Genomic DNA, 15,284 nt, shown 5'->3' with positions numbered 1-15,284 from the left:
ACCGCGGTGGACCGGGGCCCCGAAGCTTCGGCGCGAGTGCTCAGTGGCCGAACGCGATCCAGCGGTCCAGCAGGGCCGCCGCGGCACCGCTGTCGATGGCCTGGCGGGCGCGGTCCAGCCCGGCGCCCAGATCGTCCTCCAGGGAGCCGGAAAAGCCGCTGAACGCGGCGAGCGCGGCGGCTGCGTTGAGCACCACCGCGTCGCGCACCGGGCCGGTCCTGCCGCCGACCAGCTCGCGGATCACCTCGGCGTTGGCGGCCGCGTCGCCGCCGCGCAGGTCCTCGGCGGTGGCGCGGGCGATGCCGAGCGCCGCCGGGTCCAGCGTCCGTTCCGTCACGGTGCCGCCGGAGACCACCCACACCGACGTGGTCGTGGTGGTGGTGATCTCGTCGAGGCCGTCGTCCCCGCGGGCGACCAGCACGGACATCCCGCGGCGCGCGAACACCTCGGCCAGCACGTGGGTCTTGTCCGCGTAGGCGCAGCCGATCAGCGCGCTGCGCGGCTGCGCCGGATTGGTCAGCGGACCGAGCAGGTTGAACGTGGTCGGCACGCCCAGCTCGCGCCGCGGCGGGCCGGTGTGCCGGAACGCCGGGTGGAAGGCCGGCGCGAAGCAGAACCCGATGCCGATCTGCTCCAGCGACGCGCGGACGGCCGCGGGCGGCAGGTCGATCTTCACGCCGAGCGTTTCGAGCACGTCCGCGGCCCCGGACTTCGACGAGGCGCTGCGGTTGCCGTGCTTGGCCACCGGCGCGCCGGCCGCGGCCGTGACGATCGTCGCCATCGTGGAGATGTTCACCGAATTCGAGCGGTCGCCGCCGGTGCCGACGATGTCGACCGCCGGGCGGCTCAGCTCGATCCGGCGCGCGTGCGCGAGCATCGCGTCGGCCATCCCGGAGATCTCCTCCGGCGTCTCACCCTTGGCCCGCAACGCGACCGCGAACCCGCCGATCTGCGCCTGGGTGGCCGCGCCGGACATGATCTGGTCCATCGCCCACGCGGTGTCCTCGGCGGGCAGATCGGCCCGCGCGATGAGCCGGGTGAGCAGGGCCGGCCAGGTCGCCGCCGTGGTCGGGGTGCTTCCCACCGCGGCTCAGCCGCCGTTGACGGCGGGAACCCGCCCTGCGCGCAGCACGCCGGCGACGGTCTCCGCCGCGGTCAGCGGGTCGAGCGGGTGCTCCAGCACGGCGTCGGCCTGCGACCAGGTGGCGAGCCAGCGGTCGTCGCGCCTGCGGACGGTCACGACGATCGGCGGGCAGTCGGTGATCTCGTTCTTCACCTGACGGGTGAGGCCGATGCCGCCGGTCGGCTGCGCCTCCCCGTCCAGGATGGCCAGGTCGACGGTGCCCGCGTCCAGCTCGGCGAGCACATCCGCGACCCCGGCCGCCTCCACGTACTCGACCCGGCCCAGGTCGGCCGCGGGCCGCCGGCCGACGGCGTTGATGATCGCCTCCCGCACCCCGGCCTTGTGGCTGAACACCAGGATCCGCTGGGACTGCTCGCTCATTGAGCCCGCCTCCGTCTCGTCGCGCGTGGAACGTCCGTGATGCTATCCGCCGAGACACATCTCACGCGGACGCGGTCGGTGCGTCACCCGGTTGCCGCGCGTCCCAGCCGAGCGCGTCACCGCCGAGGCGCTGCGCCAGGCCCGCCATCCGCGCGCGTTCCTGCGCGCAGTGCAGTGCGTCGAGCACCTGCACCCGCACCGCGTGCGCCAGTACCCGGTCCCCGTCCCGGCCCTGTTCCCGCAGTTCGTAGCCGTCCTGGGCGAGAATGCCGGCTGCCTCGGCGATCCGCCCCGCGGGCAGGCTCAGGTGGTGGGTCAGCACCGCGGGCGCGGAGGTGACCCAGGCAGGTGAACTCTCGAGCACGTCCGAGTCGGCGACCGCCGGATCGAAGGCGGCCACGACGACCCGCAGATCGGGCGTGTCGGGCGTCAGACCGGGGGTTTTCGGCTTTCCGGCCAGGTCACGCAGCTTCTGCAGCCAACTCACGAGTAGCCGCTCCCTCCGCCGGTTACGGGTGTGATGCGAAGCTCCCACGACCCGCCGCGGACCCGGCAGGCGGGGTGGCGGCGCGGGAGGACATAATGCGATCCGTGACAACGGCAGCTCCCACCATCAGCCAGCGGGTCCACTCGCTGAACCGGCCGAACATGGTCAGTGTCGGCACCGTCGTGTGGCTGTCCAGCGAACTCATGTTCTTCGCCGGACTGTTCGCCATGTTCTTCACCGTCAAGGCGCAGAACCCGGCCGGGGCGTCCTGGCCGCCGCCGTTGCACGGCGAGGAATTCCACCTCAACGTCGGGTACGCGATCCCGTTCACGGTGATCCTCGTGCTGTCGTCGCTGACCTGCCAGTTCGGCGTGTTCGCCGCGGAACGCGGCGACGTGTTCGGCCTGCGCCGCTGGTACATCGTCACGCTGATCATGGGCGCGATCTTCGTGTTCGGGCAGGCGAACGAGTACCACAACCTGGTCGAGGAGGGGCTGACCATCCCGTCCGGGCCGTTCGGCACGGTGTTCTACCTCGCCACCGGGTTCCACGGCCTGCACGTCATCGGCGGGCTCTTCGCGTTCGTCTACCTGCTGATCCGCACCAAGCTCAGCAAGTTCACGCCCGCACAGGCCACCTCGGCGATCGTCGTGTCGTACTACTGGCACTTCGTGGACATCGTGTGGGTCGGCCTCTTCGCGGTGATCTACATCCTTCCGTGATCGCCTCCGCCGCCCACCTCGCACCATCGGCCTGAACTGACAGCAAGGGTTGCCGCAAGATGACCACCAGCAAGAAGTCCCCGGAGCGCCGCTCGCGCGCGCGCTCGAAGCTGCGCCGGCGCCTCGCCGGCGCGGTCGCGCTCGGCGTCGCACTGGTGGGAGCCGGTGCGCTGTACGCCGTGTTCGCGCCGGAGCCGCAGACCGCGCAGGCCCAGGGCGATCCGGCGCTGCTGCGCCAGGGTGAGCAGGTCTACAACAACACCTGCATCGAGTGTCACGGCGCGAACCTGGAAGGTGTGCAGGACCGCGGTCCGAGCCTGATCGGCATCGGCGACGCGGCGGTGTACTTCCAGACGTCGTCCGGCCGGATGCCCGCGGCCCGCCAGGAGGCGCAGGCCGCGCGGAAGCCGCCGAAGCTGACGCCGAGCGAGATCGACGCGGTGGGCGCTTACGTACAGGCGCACGGTGGCGGCGCGCAGCGGCCCGAGGAGCGCGGCGAGGCGCTGCGCGGCAGCGACCCGGCCCGCGGTGGCGAGCTGTTCCGGCTCAACTGCGCCTCGTGTCACAACTTCACCGGCCGCGGTGGCGCGCTGTCGGCCGGCAAGTACGCGCCGGACCTCGACCCGGCCACCGAGGAGCAGATCTACGACGCGATGCTCACCGGGCCGCAGAACATGCCGAAGTTCTCCGACCGGCAGCTCAACCCGGAGGAGAAGAAGGACATCATCGCCTACGTGAAGTCGGTGTCCGACGGCAACAACAACCCGGGCGGCAACGGTCTCGGCGGGGTGGGGCCCGCTTCGGAGGGCGTGATCGCGTTCGTCGTCGGAATCGCCGCGCTGGTCGGCATCACTCTGTGGATTGGATCGAAGGCATGAGTGCCGAAGGGCCCCAGCCGCCCTCGGAGGCGGAACTCGCGGAGATGGACCGCGACCAGCTGCTCAAGCTCGGCGGGCAGCTGGACGGCGTCGAGATCGTCGACTACCCGACCCCGTGGCCGGTCGAAGGAACCCGCGCGGAGCGGCGGGCGCAGCGCCTGGTGGCGCTCTGGTTCGCGCTGTCCGCGCTGTTCGGGCTGGCGTTCGTCGTGGTCATGGCGTGGCCGCACTGGTGGGAGTACAAGGACCCGAGTGACCCCAGCGGGCACGCGACCTACAGCCTCTACACCCCGGCGCTGGGCGTCTCGCTCGGCCTCGCGGTGCTGTTCCTGGGCATCGGCGTGATCGTCTACACGAAGAAGTTCGTGCCGCACGAGACCGCTGTGCAGCAGCGTGGCGACGGTCCGTCGAAGGAGGTCGACCGGGCCACGATCGTGGCGCACCTTGCCGACGCGGGGAACCGCAGCACGATCGCCCGCCGGTCGCTGATCAAGCGCACCGCGGGTGCCGGCGCCGGCGCGCTCGGCCTCGCGGTCGCCGCGCTGCCCGTCGCGTCCTTCATCAAGGACCCGTGGAAGGACACCGAGAACGAGGACGGCCTCTGGCACACCGGCTGGCTGCCGAAGTTCGAGGGCGAGAAGGTCTACCTGCGGCGCAACATCGGCAACCTGGACGAGGAGGTCGAGAAGGGCGTCACCCTGGTGCGGGCCGAGGACCTCGACGCCGGCGCCATGGAGACGGTCTTCCCGTACCGCGATTCGGAGAAGGGCGACCGTGAGGCGCTGGCCGAGGCGCTGACCCGGGTGGACAACCCGGTCATGCTCATCCGGCTGCGCCCGACCGACGCCGCGCGCGTGGTCAAGCGGAAGAACCAGGAAGACTTCAACTTCGGCGACTACTACGCGTACACGAAGATCTGCAGTCACGTGGGTTGCCCGACCTCGCTGTACGAGCAGCGCACGAACCGCATCCTGTGCCCGTGCCACCAGTCCCAGTTCGACGCCCTGCACTACGCCAAGCCGATCTTCGGCCCGGCCACCCGGCCGCTGGCGCAGCTTCCGATCACGGTTGACGACGAGGGATACTTGGTCGCGAAGGGCGATTTCATCGAGGCCATCGGCCCGGCCTTCTGGGAGCGTAAGTCATGAGTTCACTCACCACTCCGACCAAGGGGACGAGCGGCCTCGAGAAGCACCTCGGCGAGGCCGCGGACAACGCGGACCAGCGCTACAAGCTCGCCAAGGGCCTGCGCCACCAGTTCAACAAGGTCTTCCCCACGCACTGGTCGTTCCTGCTGGGCGAGATCGCGCTCTACAGCTTCATCATCATCCTGCTGTCCGGGGTCTACCTGACGCTGTTCTTCGACCCCTCCATGCAGGAAGTGACCTATCACGGCAGCTTCCAGAACATGCAGGGCATGCAGATGTCCCAGGCGTTCCGGACGACGCTGGACATCTCGTTCGACGTGCGGGGCGGCCTGTTCGTGCGCCAGCTGCACCACTGGGCGGCGCTGATCTTCGTCGCGTCGATGATGATCCACATGTTCCGGATCTTCTTCACCGGCGCGTTCCGCAAGCCGCGTGAGGCGAACTGGATGATCGGCGGGCTGCTGCTGATCCTGGGCATGTTCGAGGGCTTCTTCGGTTACTCGCTGCCGGACGACCTGCTCTCCGGTACCGGGATCCGGGCCACCCTGTCCGGCATCGTGCTGTCCGTGCCGGTGGTCGGCACCTGGCTGCACTGGGCGCTGTTCGGCGGGGAGTTCCCCGGCGACCAGATCATCCCGCGGCTCTACACCCTGCACATCCTGCTGATCCCGGGCATCATGCTCGCGCTGGTCGGCGCGCACCTTGCGCTGGTCTGGTACCAGAAGCACACCCAGTTCCCGGGGGTGCGGCGCAAGGAGACGAACGTCGTCGGCGTGCGCATCGTGCCCTACTTCGCGCTCAAGGGCGGGGCATTCTTCACCCTGGTCGTGGGTGTGCTCGCGCTGATGTCCGGGATTTTCCAGATCAACCCGGTGTGGAACTTCGGGCCGTACAACCCGTCCATGGTCTCGGCCGGTTCACAGCCGGACTGGTACATGGCCTGGGCCGACGGCATGCTGCGGATCTGGCCCGCCTGGGAGGTCTATCTCGGGAACTACACGATCCCGGCGGTCTTCTTCCCCGGGGCGATCGGGATGCCGCTGCTGTTCGGCCTGCTGCTCAGTTATCCGATGCTGGAACGGAAGCTGTCGAAGGACACCGCGCACCACAACCTGCTCCAGCGGCCGCGCGACGCCCCGGTCCGCACCGCGCTGGGCATGATGGCGCTCGGGTTCTTCGCGGTGATCGAGCTGTCCGGCTTCAACGACATCATCGCCGACAGTTTCGACATCTCGCTGAACGCGACCACCTGGGCCGGCCGGATCGGCGTGCTGGTCGTGCCGCCGATCGCGTACTACGTGACCTACCGGATCTGCCTGGGCCTGCAGCGGGCCGACCGTGAGGTGCTCGACCACGGCGTCGAGACGGGCATCATCAAGCGCCTGCCGCACGGTGAGTTCATCGAGGTCCACCAGCCGCTGGGCGGCGTGGACAGCCACGGCCACGCCATCCCGCTCGAGTACCAGGGCGCGGCGGTGCCGAAGAAGATGAACAAGCTCGGCACCGCGGGCCACGCCGTCCCGGGTTCGATCTGGACGCCCGATCCGGCGGAGGAGACCGCCGCGCTGGAGCGTGCGCACGACCACAACGGGCATGGCGAGCTGGGCAGCCCCCAGCTGACCGGCGCCCCGTCGGAGCAGCGCAGCCCCGAGCAGTGACCCACGAACGGCGAAGGCCCCTCGACCCGGTTCTCGGGTGGAGGGGCCTTCGCCGTTCGTGCGGGAGGCGTGCTCAGGCGCCTTCGACGCCGATCTCGAACGCCGAATCGGTGTCCGCCCGCGAATAGGAGCGGAACGCGATGTGCGTGACCGTGTCGAGCACGCCGCGGACCTTGCCGATCCGGCCGGGGATGAGGTCGGCGAGGTCCTCGTGGGCACCCACCCGGACGGTGGCGATGAGGTCGACGTCGCCGGCGCAGGAGTAGACCTCCCCGACCCCGTCGAGATCCGCGATCGCCTGCGCGGCCTCCGGAATCTCCTCGGCCTCTACGTTGATCAGCACGATCGCCGTGATCACAGCGTTCCTCCACTCCCTGGCGGTAACCGGTAGAGCGCGATCGTAGCCGGGAACACCCCGGGCTTCCCGGTTCGGCTTCCCGCGGCTCAGCCGGCGAGGTGTTCGAGCCCGCGGGCGTCCGAGACGCGCTCGAGCCAGTCACGCCAGCCGGCGACGGCTGCCGGTTCGGCCCAGGGGCGGGTGGTGCGGACGAGCCGGGTGCCGGGGCGGGCGAGCCAGCGCAGCAGGACGCCCACTTCCTCGCCGGACGCACCGTGCAGCGGTCCCTCGCCGGGCAGCACCGTCTCTCCGGCCGCCACCAGAGCCTCGACCACCGGCATCGGTGGTACGCCGCGCCGGGCGACGCCGGCGGAGGCGAGGCGGCCGTGCCGGATCACGGTGAGCTCCCAGCCACCGTTGCCGTCCGGGGCGGCGGCGATCAGCTCCGCGATCGACGCGAGCGCGGCCTGTCGATGCGCCCGGCCGACGGCGCGTACGAGGGCGGCCAGCTCGTCACGGCGCCGTGCGGCTTGTTCGTAGTGCTGCCCGTCCGACAGCCGCTCCAGCCGGTCCGCGGCCAGGTGCAGCGAACGGCCGTCTCGACCCGTGATCAGTCCGCGGGTCACGTCGACGGCAGGCGCGTACTCCGCGACGCTCTGCCGCCCCGCGCACGGCGCGCCACAACGGCCCAGCTCCGCCAGCACGCACGGAGTGCCGGCGGCGGCCGTGGCCGGGATTCGTTGCGTACAGGTGCGAAGCCCGGTCGCGTCGGCGAGCGTCTCGGCCGCGGTACGCGCGTCGGCTTGGCTGCGGAAAGGGCCGAGCGTGCCCGCGCGGGGGAGCCGTACCACCGACAGCCGGGGAAACGCCTCGTCGGTGAGACTCACCCACCACGCGTGGTGCGGATTCTTCGAACGGCGGTTGTACGCGGGCCGGTGCGCCGCGATCAGCCGCAGCTCCCGGATCTCGGCCTCGAGGGAATGCGCGCACTCGACCGCGTCCACGCGCTCGGCCAGCGCCACCATCTCGCGGATCCGGCCGCGGCTCTCCGAACCCGTGAAGTACGAGCGCACGCGCCGCTTCAGATCGCGCGCGGTGCCGACGTACAGCACTTCGTCGTTCGGCCCCTTGAACAGGTAGACGCCCGGCCGTGCGGGAAGATCGGCCGCCAGATGCCGCTTCCGGCGCTGCGCGGGTGTGACCTCGGGTAGGTAGTCGGCGAGCTCCTCGACGGTGTGCACGCCGAGGTTGCCGACCCGCTCCAGCAACGCGTGCAGTACGTCCACAGTGGCGCGGGCGTCGTCGAGCGCCCGGTGCGTGGGCCGGGTACGCGCGCCGAGGAGCATGGCCAGCGACGAGAGACGGTAGCTGCGTGCTTCTTCTCTCGGAATCACCCGTCGCGACAGCTTCACCGTGCAGATGACCGTGGCGCGCGGCCACACGTAACCGTGGCCCTCGCAGGCCGCCCGCATGAACCCGGTGTCGAAGCCGGAGTTGTGCGCCACCAGCACCGCTCCGGAGATGAACTCCAGGAACGCCGGCAGCACCCGGTCGATGCGCGGCGCGTCGTAGACCATCGCCTGGGTGATCCCGGTCAGCTCCACGACCTGCGGCGGGATGGGCGCGCCCGGGTTCACCAGCGTGGCGAACTCGCCCAGCACCTGCCCGCCGCGGACCTTGACCGCGCCGATCTCGGTGATCCCGTCCGGCCCCGGTTTGGTCCCGGTGGTCTCCAGGTCGAACACGACGAAGGTGGTGTCCCGCAGCGGGGTGCCGAGTTCGTCGAACGCCAGCTGTGCCGGGGAACGGTCGGGACGCGTCTCCATGATCGCGCACAGTAGGGCCGCCCACCGACAATCCCGGGCACGCCGCGGTCGTTCAGTCCAGATCGGAGAGATCGAGGACGAAGCGGTAGCGGACATCGCCGCGGCGGAGGCGGTCCACTGCCTCGGCGACCCGGGCCGAGGGCAGCACTTCGACGTCCGCCGTCACGCCGTGTTCCGCGCAGAACCGCAGCAGCTCCGCGGTCGCCGGACGGCCACCGCTGCCCGCGGAACTGAGTTTCTTGCGCCCTGCCAGAAGGTCCATCATCTCGACGGTGGAGCTGCCCAGGTAGCCGACCTGGCTCAGCGTGCCGTCCATGGCCACCATCCCGAGATAGGGCTTGAGGTCGTGTTCGGTGGCGATGGTGTCGATGACGATGTCGAAGCGATCGCGTGCGGCGGCCACCTGCGCGGGATCGGTGGACACGACGAGGTCCCGCGCGCCGAGCCGGCGGGCGTCCTCCGCCTTGTCCGCAGATCGGCTGATCACCGAGGTCTCCGCGCCCAGCGCGACGGCGAGCTTCACCGCCAGGTGTCCCAGCCCGCCCAGCCCGGCCACCGCGACGCGCGTGTCCGGGCCCGCGCCCAGCGACCGCAGTGGCTCCCAGACGGTGATTCCCGCGCAGAGCAGCGGTGCCGTGGCCGCCGGGTCGAGGCCGTCCGGCAGCGGATAGGCGAACGCCTCCCGGACGACGTACTCGCGGGAGTAGCCGCCGAGTGTGGTCGAGCCGTCGTGGCGGTCGGTGCCCTGGTAGGTCAGCGTGGGGAACTCCCGGCAGAAGTTCTCCTGCCCGGCGCGGCACGGCGGACAGATGCCGCACGAGTCGACGATGTTGCCGACCGCGACCGGGTCGCCGGGCCGGAACCGGGTGACCTCGCCGCCGGCCTCGGTCACCACGCCGGTGAACTCGTGGCCGGGCACGAGCGGGAGCCCGCCGGGGGAGTGTGCGTCGAGTGCGTGCAGATCGGTGTGGCAGACCCCGCAGTGGTCCACTCGCACGGCGATGTCGTCCGGACGCAGGTCCCGCCGCTCGAGGGTGGTCCGTTCCAGCACCGCCGGGGTGCCCTCGGCCTGGTATCCGCTCGTGGTGCGCATGGTGCTGCCTTTCAAACAGACTGTTCGGTCTATTAACCGTAGCGGGCGTTCCCGTGTAAGGCAAACCAACTGTTCTGTTGCTAATCTGGGTGCATGTCCGCACAGCCCCGTACGGCGAGGGGGACCGCGACCCGCGAGCGCATCGTCGAGGTGGCGACCCGGGAATTCGCCGAGTACGGCATCGCCGGCGCCAGGGTGGAGCGGATCGTGGCCGAGGCGAGTACCAACAAGGCCCAGCTCTACGGGTACTTCGGCAGCAAGGAAAAGCTGTTCGACACGATCTTCACCGCGTCGCTGGACCAGATCGTCGACGCCGTCCCGATCGGTCCGGATCTCGCCGACTGGGCGGTGCGCCTCTACGACCGGTACCTGCTCCGCCCCGACCTCATCCGGCTGGCGACCTGGGCCCGGCTCGAACGCCGTCCGGCCGGGCACCTGGTCGAGAACGCGATGGAGCGCACCGGTCACAAACTGGACGCGATCGTCGCGGAGCAGGAGGCCGGGACCGTGCGCCCCGGCGAGCCGTTCGACCTGATGGCCATGGTCATCGCCATGTCGATGGCCTGGTCGCCGGTCAGCAACGTCTACGCCGCCACCGCCGGAGAAGCCGCCGAGGTGCACGAGCGGCGCCGTGGTCTGCTCCGGGAGAGCGTCCGCCGTGCCGTGGCCGCCGGCTGAGCGCGTCCCAGACGGCGCGGGATCCGCCGCCGAGGCCTACCCTGGACCAATGCACCCCCAGCCCGTGCACCCCGAGGAACCCGAGGAGGCCGCAGGCCCCTCGGAGGTTCCGGCGCGGGCTCAGCCGGACGCTCCGGTGCCCGAACCGGCGTCGTGGGCGAACCTACCGGCGGCGGTGCGGGAGCGGATCGCCGAGCTGACCGCGGCGGCGGTCGCGAAGCTGCCCGCCGCCGACGTGCCACGGCAACTGCGGCCCGTGGCGAAGTTCGCGCCGGCGAAGCGCGCGAAGCTTGGCGGCACGGCGCTGTTGTCCGCTCTCGGTGATTCGGCGCAGTTCCGTACCGCAGTGCTCGAGTGGTTGCGGGAACATCGCACGGACGCGCTGGACCCGAATGCCGGCGACACCGTGGTCGCGGCGGCCGCGGCTGTGCTGCTCGGGGAATCGGGTGCCGCCGGGCGGGTCCGGCTCGTCGCGAAGAACGCCGAGGAGACGGCGTTGCGCGCGGAGCGGGACGCAGTGCTCGCTCGGAACCAACGGCTCGAGGCGGAAGTTGTCGAACTGCGCGCGGAGCTGGAGCATGCCCGCGAAGCAGTGGACAGTGCGCGCGGAGAGCGTGAAGGCGAAGTCGAAAAGCTGCTACGGCGGCTTCGTGAACAAGGCATGCAGCTGCGGCAGGCGAAGGACGCGGCCGAGGCCGCGCGCGCCGAACTGCGAACCGGGGGAGCGGAGCAACAGCTCGAGCTCGAAGCGCTCACCGCGAAGCTCGAGCGTGAGCGTCGTCGAGTGGCTGCCGAACGGACGCGCGCCGAGCGCGCTGTCGCCGACGCCGAGATGGCCCGCCAGTCGGCGCGTGAAGCTCGCGAAGCCGACGAGGTGCGGCTGGCGTTGCTCGTGGACACCATCGACGGCGCCGTACACGGCTTGCGCCGCGAGCTGGCTTTGGGAGACCGCGGCGCGCGCCCGGCCGACATGGTCAGCGGCGCGCGGTCCGGTCTCGGCCCCGGTGGGCGGATCCCGGACATCGTGTCGCTCGACCGGCACCTCGCGCTGCCGAACGTGCACCTGATCGTCGACGGCTACAACGTCACCAAGACCGGGTATCCCGAACTGGCGCTGGCGGATCAGCGGGATCGCTTGGTGCACCAGATGTCCGCGCTGGCCGCGCGTACGTCGGCGGAGGTGACCGTGGTGTTCGACGGGGCAGGCGTGCTGTCCGTGCCGGCTTCGGTGCCGCGCGGGGTGCGCGTGCTGTTCTCCGAACGCGGCGTACTGGCCGACGACGTGATCCGCTCGCTGGTCTCCGCCGAGCCGAAGGGCCGCCCGATGGTCGTCGCGACCTCCGACCGGGCAGTGGCCGATTCGGTCCGCGCGGCCGGCGCCCACCCCGTCCCGTCGGCGGTGCTCGTCAGCCGATTGGGTCGAGTCTGAGCCGCTCGCCCCGCGACTGAGCCGAAACTGTCGGTGGTGCTTCCTACCGTGCGAACCGGACGTGCTCCGGAACCGATCCGGACACGCGGACACCCGGAGGAGCCGGCCGTGGACGAGATCAGTGGGCAGTGCGGTGGACGCAGTGGGCACAGTGGGCAGCACGGCATCGAGCCGGATATCGGCAAGCCGGAGCCAAGCCGGCCGGAGCCAAGCCGGCCGGGGGCAGCCAAGATGAGTGAGGTCCGGTCGGGAAGCGCGGAAACCGAGCCGGCGCCCGTTCCCCGCCCGGCGGCGTCGCTGCCGCAGCGCTCGCCGTTGGCACTGCAGTCGCCCGCGTCAGGATCCGCTGTGGGTCAGCTACCCGGTTCGTCGCCAACCGCTTCGTCACCACCTGCTTCGGCACCGCCCGCGGCTCAGTCGCCGTGGCGCCCGAAGCAACCGCCGGATCCGGGGCGTCCACGTGCCGCGGCAGCCGGCATCGAGCCAGACGGTGCCACGCCGCAGAGTGCCGTGCCGGAGGGAGCGACCGCGGACGGGAGCGGCACGCTGGTCGTCGACTGTGATCGGTGCGCGGTGCGGGGGAGGGCGTGTTCCGGGTGTGTCGTGAGTGTGCTGCTCGGGCCTCCGGCCTGGGTGGTGTGGGACGCCGACGAGCGGCGGGCTGTCGACAGCTTGGCCGAGGCGGGGATGGTGCCCCGGTTACGGCTGGTTCCGTTGCCCGACCGTAAACCGGCGTGACCCGGGTGGGTGACGGCTGCTCGCCGAGCGGTCGGGGCACTGCGGTGAACGGTCTGTAATGACAGCGATCCCCAGGGCCAACTCAGTGTATGACGCGCGTCACATTCTGCTTCGCCGCTGGTCCGATGGTGTTTCCGCGCACTACGGAGAGTTTTTGTCCGGACCCCGGTGGACGCGCCCCGGGTCTTTTCGTAACCTGGCCGAGATCTCGTGGCAGGTAGCCGTCGGCAGGACGGCGACGCGGGATCGCCGCCGGGACGGCTTTGTCGGGGAGCCACTACCGGAACCACACCGCACGTGGGAAGGCCGGTGCAGTGCACCGCGGCCGGAACACGGGCGTCGCAGGCGCCTGAGTGAGGGCCCCCGACCTCACGGCGCAGCGGTTTCGGCGAAGGCGGCCCGACAAGCAAAGGAGACCCGCGCGACCGTGCAGTCGCATCCAGTCAAGCGCGTGGTGTCAGGTGCACTCGCGGCGGCGTCTGTGATCGCAGTCGTCACCGTGGCACAGCCGACGGCCGCCACCGCCGCCCCCCTCCCCGCCCTCCAGACCCCGCCGGACTCCGGTGGTTCGAGCGCCTTGGCCAAGTACCGCGACCTCGCGGCACAGGCCGAGAAGGCGAACGAGGACCTCCTGAAGGCACAGGACGACCTCAAGGCCAAGCAGAAGGACCTCGACAAGGCCAACGGCGATGTCGACACCGCCCACTCGCAGTCCGACGCCGCCGCGGCCGACGAAGCGAAGTACAAGGTGGACGTCGACAAGTTCGCCGGTGCGTCGTTCCTGTCCGGGGTGCAGATGAACAAGCTGTCAGCGTTGCTGGCCGGTTCGTCCACCCAGGAGTTCCTCGACCGTTCCGCCGCGCTCGACCAGATCGCGGCGGAGAAGGACGCCGCGCTGCAGAAGCTGGCCGGCGCGGTCCAGCAGGCCAAGGACGCGGAAAACCTGGCTTCGGATGCCGCCGAGCGGGCCACCACGGCCCGGGACGGCGCGAAGAAGCTGACCGACGACATCACGGCCAAGAAGAAGAAGCTGAACGACCAGATCGATCAGCTGAAGAAGACCGAGCCGTCGCTGAGCGCGCTCGACCGGAGCCTGCGTGGCGACACCGGCGGCGAGGTGCCGTCGAACATCCACGCTCCGGGTCCGGCCGCGGATGCCGCACTGCAGGCCGCGCTCAGCAAGCTGGGCAGCCCGTACGAATGGGGTGCCACCGGTCCGAGCCAGTTCGACTGCTCGGGCCTGATGAAGTGGGCCTACGAGAAGGCCGGGGTCTCGCTGCCGCGGTCCAGCAGCGCGCAGTCGACCTTCGGCACGCCGGTGCAGCGCAGCCAGCTGCAGCCGGGTGACCTGGTGTTCTACTACTCGCCGGTCTCGCACGTCGGCATGTACATCGGCAACGGCAAGATGGTGCACGCGCCGACCACCGGCGACGTCGTGAAGATCTCGCCGCTGCAGAGCCAGTACGTGGGCGCCCGCCGGGTGGCCTGAGCAGCGTCCTCGACCGGGGCGGTACCGCACACGCGGTGCCGCCCCTTCGTCGTCCGCGCTCCGACAGTAGCCTTCCGGGTGTGCTGAGGACCCTGCTCGTGACCAACGATTTCCCGCCGCGTCCCGGGGGGATCCAGAACTACCTCAACTCGCTCGCCACCCGGCTGCCGGGCGACGACCTCGTGGTCTACGCCCCCTCGTGGGAGGGCAGCAGTGGTTCGCACACCGAGTTCGACGCGGCGGCGTCGTTCGAAGTCGTGCGGCATCCGACGTCGCTGATGCTGCCGACCCCGGACGTGCTGCGTCGCGCGAAGCAGATCATGCGCTCCCGCGAGTGCGAGGCCGTGTGGTTCGGTGCGGCCGCGCCGCTCGCGTTGCTGGCGCAGCCGTTGCGAGAGGCGGGCGCGCGGCGCGCGGTCGCGTCGACGCACGGGCACGAGGTCGGCTGGTCGATGCTGCCGGGTTCGCGGCAGGCGTTGCGCCGGATCGGCGACACGGTCGACGTGGTCACCTACGTCAGCAAGTACACCCGCCGCAGGTTCGCCGCGGCCTTCGGCCCGCTGGCCGGCTTGGAGATGCTGCCGAGCGGGGTGGACACCGCGGTGTTCGCGCCGGATCCTGCTGCCCGCGAGGAAATCCGGGCCCGGCACGGCCTCGGTGACCGGCCGACCGTGGTGTGCGTTTCGCGGCTGGTGCCACGCAAAGGGCAGGACATGCTGGTGCACGCGCTGCCCGCGATCCGCGAACGGGTGCCCGGCGCGGCCCTGCTGCTCGTCGGCGGCGGCCCGTACCGCAAGCGCCTGACCCAGCTGGCCGAGGAGCGGGGCGTGGCGCGCGACGTGGTGCTCACCGGCTCGGTGCCGTGGGAGGAACTGCCGGCGCACTACAACGCCGGTGACGTGTTCGCGATGCCGGCCCGCACCCGCGGCAGGGGCCTGGACGTCGAAGGCCTGGGGATCGTCTACCTGGAAGCGTCCGCGACCGGTCTGCCGGTGGTCGCCGGCACCTCGGGCGGAGCGCCCGAGGCGGTGCTGGACGAGGTGACCGGCCACGTCGTCGACGGCCGCGACGTCGAGCAGCTGGCCGACACGCTGTCCGCGCTGCTGACCGACCGGGTCCGGGCCCGGCGGATGGGTGAGGCGGGCCGGGCCTGGGTGTCCGGACACTGGCGCTGGGACGTGATGGCCGAGCGCCTCTCGGGCCTGCTGGACGGAGAACCGGTCGCCGCGGTCCGCTGAACAGCGACCGCACGGACCACGACGGGCGTTCCCGGCGTTGCTGTGATCGCGGACGAATG

Annotated in this window: 15 protein-coding genes; 9 read left to right on the top strand and 6 right to left on the bottom strand. The window is 70.9% G+C overall.

Features of this window, described 5'->3' with window-relative positions:
• Positions 1-40: 40 nt before the first annotated feature.
• The 3 genes from trpD to BJY18_RS12975 all read right to left on the bottom strand — a co-directional run bounded on the left by trpD (position 41) and on the right by BJY18_RS12975 (position 1,991).
• Positions 41-1,084: an anthranilate phosphoribosyltransferase gene (trpD, locus tag BJY18_RS12985; RefSeq protein ID WP_184780220.1), complete on the bottom strand. Its 1,044-nt coding sequence runs from the start codon at positions 1,082-1,084 to the stop codon at positions 41-43.
• 6 nt (positions 1,085-1,090) lie between these two features.
• Positions 1,091-1,504 carry a hypothetical protein gene (locus BJY18_RS12980; RefSeq protein ID WP_184780219.1) on the bottom strand — a complete coding sequence of 138 codons (414 nt, stop codon included), beginning with the start codon at positions 1,502-1,504 and terminating at the stop codon, positions 1,091-1,093.
• A 61-nt stretch (positions 1,505-1,565) separates the two neighbouring features.
• Complete coding sequence (locus tag BJY18_RS12975) at positions 1,566-1,991, bottom strand: hypothetical protein (RefSeq protein ID WP_184780218.1); 426 nt, start codon at positions 1,989-1,991, stop codon at positions 1,566-1,568.
• Positions 1,992-2,086: 95 nt separating this feature from the next.
• Here BJY18_RS12975 and ctaE point away from each other — a divergent pair, with 95 nt between their 5' ends.
• The 4 genes from ctaE to qcrB are packed head-to-tail and all read left to right on the top strand — an operon-like array spanning position 2,087 to position 6,397.
• Positions 2,087-2,713, top strand: coding sequence for an aa3-type cytochrome oxidase subunit III (ctaE, locus tag BJY18_RS12970; protein ID WP_184780217.1), 627 nt, complete (start codon positions 2,087-2,089; stop codon positions 2,711-2,713).
• A 59-nt stretch (positions 2,714-2,772) separates the two neighbouring features.
• Positions 2,773-3,591: a cytochrome bc1 complex diheme cytochrome c subunit gene (qcrC, locus tag BJY18_RS12965; RefSeq protein ID WP_184780216.1), complete on the top strand. Its 819-nt coding sequence runs from the start codon at positions 2,773-2,775 to the stop codon at positions 3,589-3,591.
• Positions 3,588-4,739, top strand: a complete 1,152-nt coding sequence (qcrA, locus tag BJY18_RS12960; protein ID WP_184780215.1) for a cytochrome bc1 complex Rieske iron-sulfur subunit — start codon at positions 3,588-3,590, stop codon at positions 4,737-4,739. Before qcrC ends, qcrA begins: the two co-directional genes overlap by 4 nt.
• Positions 4,736-6,397: a cytochrome bc1 complex cytochrome b subunit gene (gene qcrB, locus BJY18_RS12955; RefSeq protein ID WP_184780214.1), complete on the top strand. Its 1,662-nt coding sequence runs from the start codon at positions 4,736-4,738 to the stop codon at positions 6,395-6,397. Before qcrA ends, qcrB begins: the two co-directional genes overlap by 4 nt.
• 73 nt (positions 6,398-6,470) lie before the next feature.
• Here the strand turns inward: qcrB and BJY18_RS12950 are convergent, their stop codons facing one another.
• The 3 genes from BJY18_RS12950 to BJY18_RS12940 form a co-directional block, all read right to left on the bottom strand.
• Entirely contained in the window at positions 6,471-6,755 is a 285-nt protein-coding gene (locus tag BJY18_RS12950) for an Lrp/AsnC family transcriptional regulator (RefSeq protein ID WP_184780213.1), read from the bottom strand.
• 86 nt (positions 6,756-6,841) lie between these two features.
• A complete protein-coding gene (locus BJY18_RS12945; RefSeq protein ID WP_184780212.1) occupies positions 6,842-8,560 on the bottom strand; it encodes a DEDD exonuclease domain-containing protein in 1,719 nt (572 codons plus the stop codon).
• 52 nt (positions 8,561-8,612) lie between these two features.
• Positions 8,613-9,653: an NAD(P)-dependent alcohol dehydrogenase gene (locus BJY18_RS12940; RefSeq protein WP_184780211.1), complete on the bottom strand. Its 1,041-nt coding sequence runs from the start codon at positions 9,651-9,653 to the stop codon at positions 8,613-8,615.
• Between the two features lie 93 nt (positions 9,654-9,746).
• Here BJY18_RS12940 and BJY18_RS12935 point away from each other — a divergent pair, with 93 nt between their 5' ends.
• The 5 genes from BJY18_RS12935 (at position 9,747) to BJY18_RS12915 (ending at position 15,225) form a co-directional block, all read left to right on the top strand.
• Complete coding sequence (locus BJY18_RS12935) at positions 9,747-10,331, top strand: TetR/AcrR family transcriptional regulator (RefSeq protein ID WP_184780210.1); 585 nt, start codon at positions 9,747-9,749, stop codon at positions 10,329-10,331.
• Positions 10,332-10,380: 49 nt separating this feature from the next.
• Positions 10,381-11,760, top strand: a complete 1,380-nt coding sequence (locus BJY18_RS12930) for an NYN domain-containing protein (RefSeq protein ID WP_184780209.1) — start codon at positions 10,381-10,383, stop codon at positions 11,758-11,760.
• Positions 11,761-12,270: 510 nt separating this feature from the next.
• Positions 12,271-12,498 carry a hypothetical protein gene (locus tag BJY18_RS12925; protein WP_184780208.1) on the top strand — a complete coding sequence of 76 codons (228 nt, stop codon included), beginning with the start codon at positions 12,271-12,273 and terminating at the stop codon, positions 12,496-12,498.
• A gap of 427 nt (positions 12,499-12,925) precedes the next feature.
• Positions 12,926-13,987: an NlpC/P60 family protein gene (locus BJY18_RS12920; RefSeq protein ID WP_184780207.1), complete on the top strand. Its 1,062-nt coding sequence runs from the start codon at positions 12,926-12,928 to the stop codon at positions 13,985-13,987.
• Between the two features lie 80 nt (positions 13,988-14,067).
• Positions 14,068-15,225: a glycosyltransferase family 4 protein gene (locus BJY18_RS12915; RefSeq protein WP_184780206.1), complete on the top strand. Its 1,158-nt coding sequence runs from the start codon at positions 14,068-14,070 to the stop codon at positions 15,223-15,225.
• Positions 15,226-15,284 lie beyond the last annotated feature (59 nt).

This window comes from Amycolatopsis jiangsuensis (genome assembly GCF_014204865.1).
Lineage (GTDB): Bacteria > Actinomycetota > Actinomycetes > Mycobacteriales > Pseudonocardiaceae > Amycolatopsis > Amycolatopsis jiangsuensis.
Note: the sequence above shows the minus strand (reverse complement) of the source record. Positions and strands in the feature narration are given on the sequence as shown.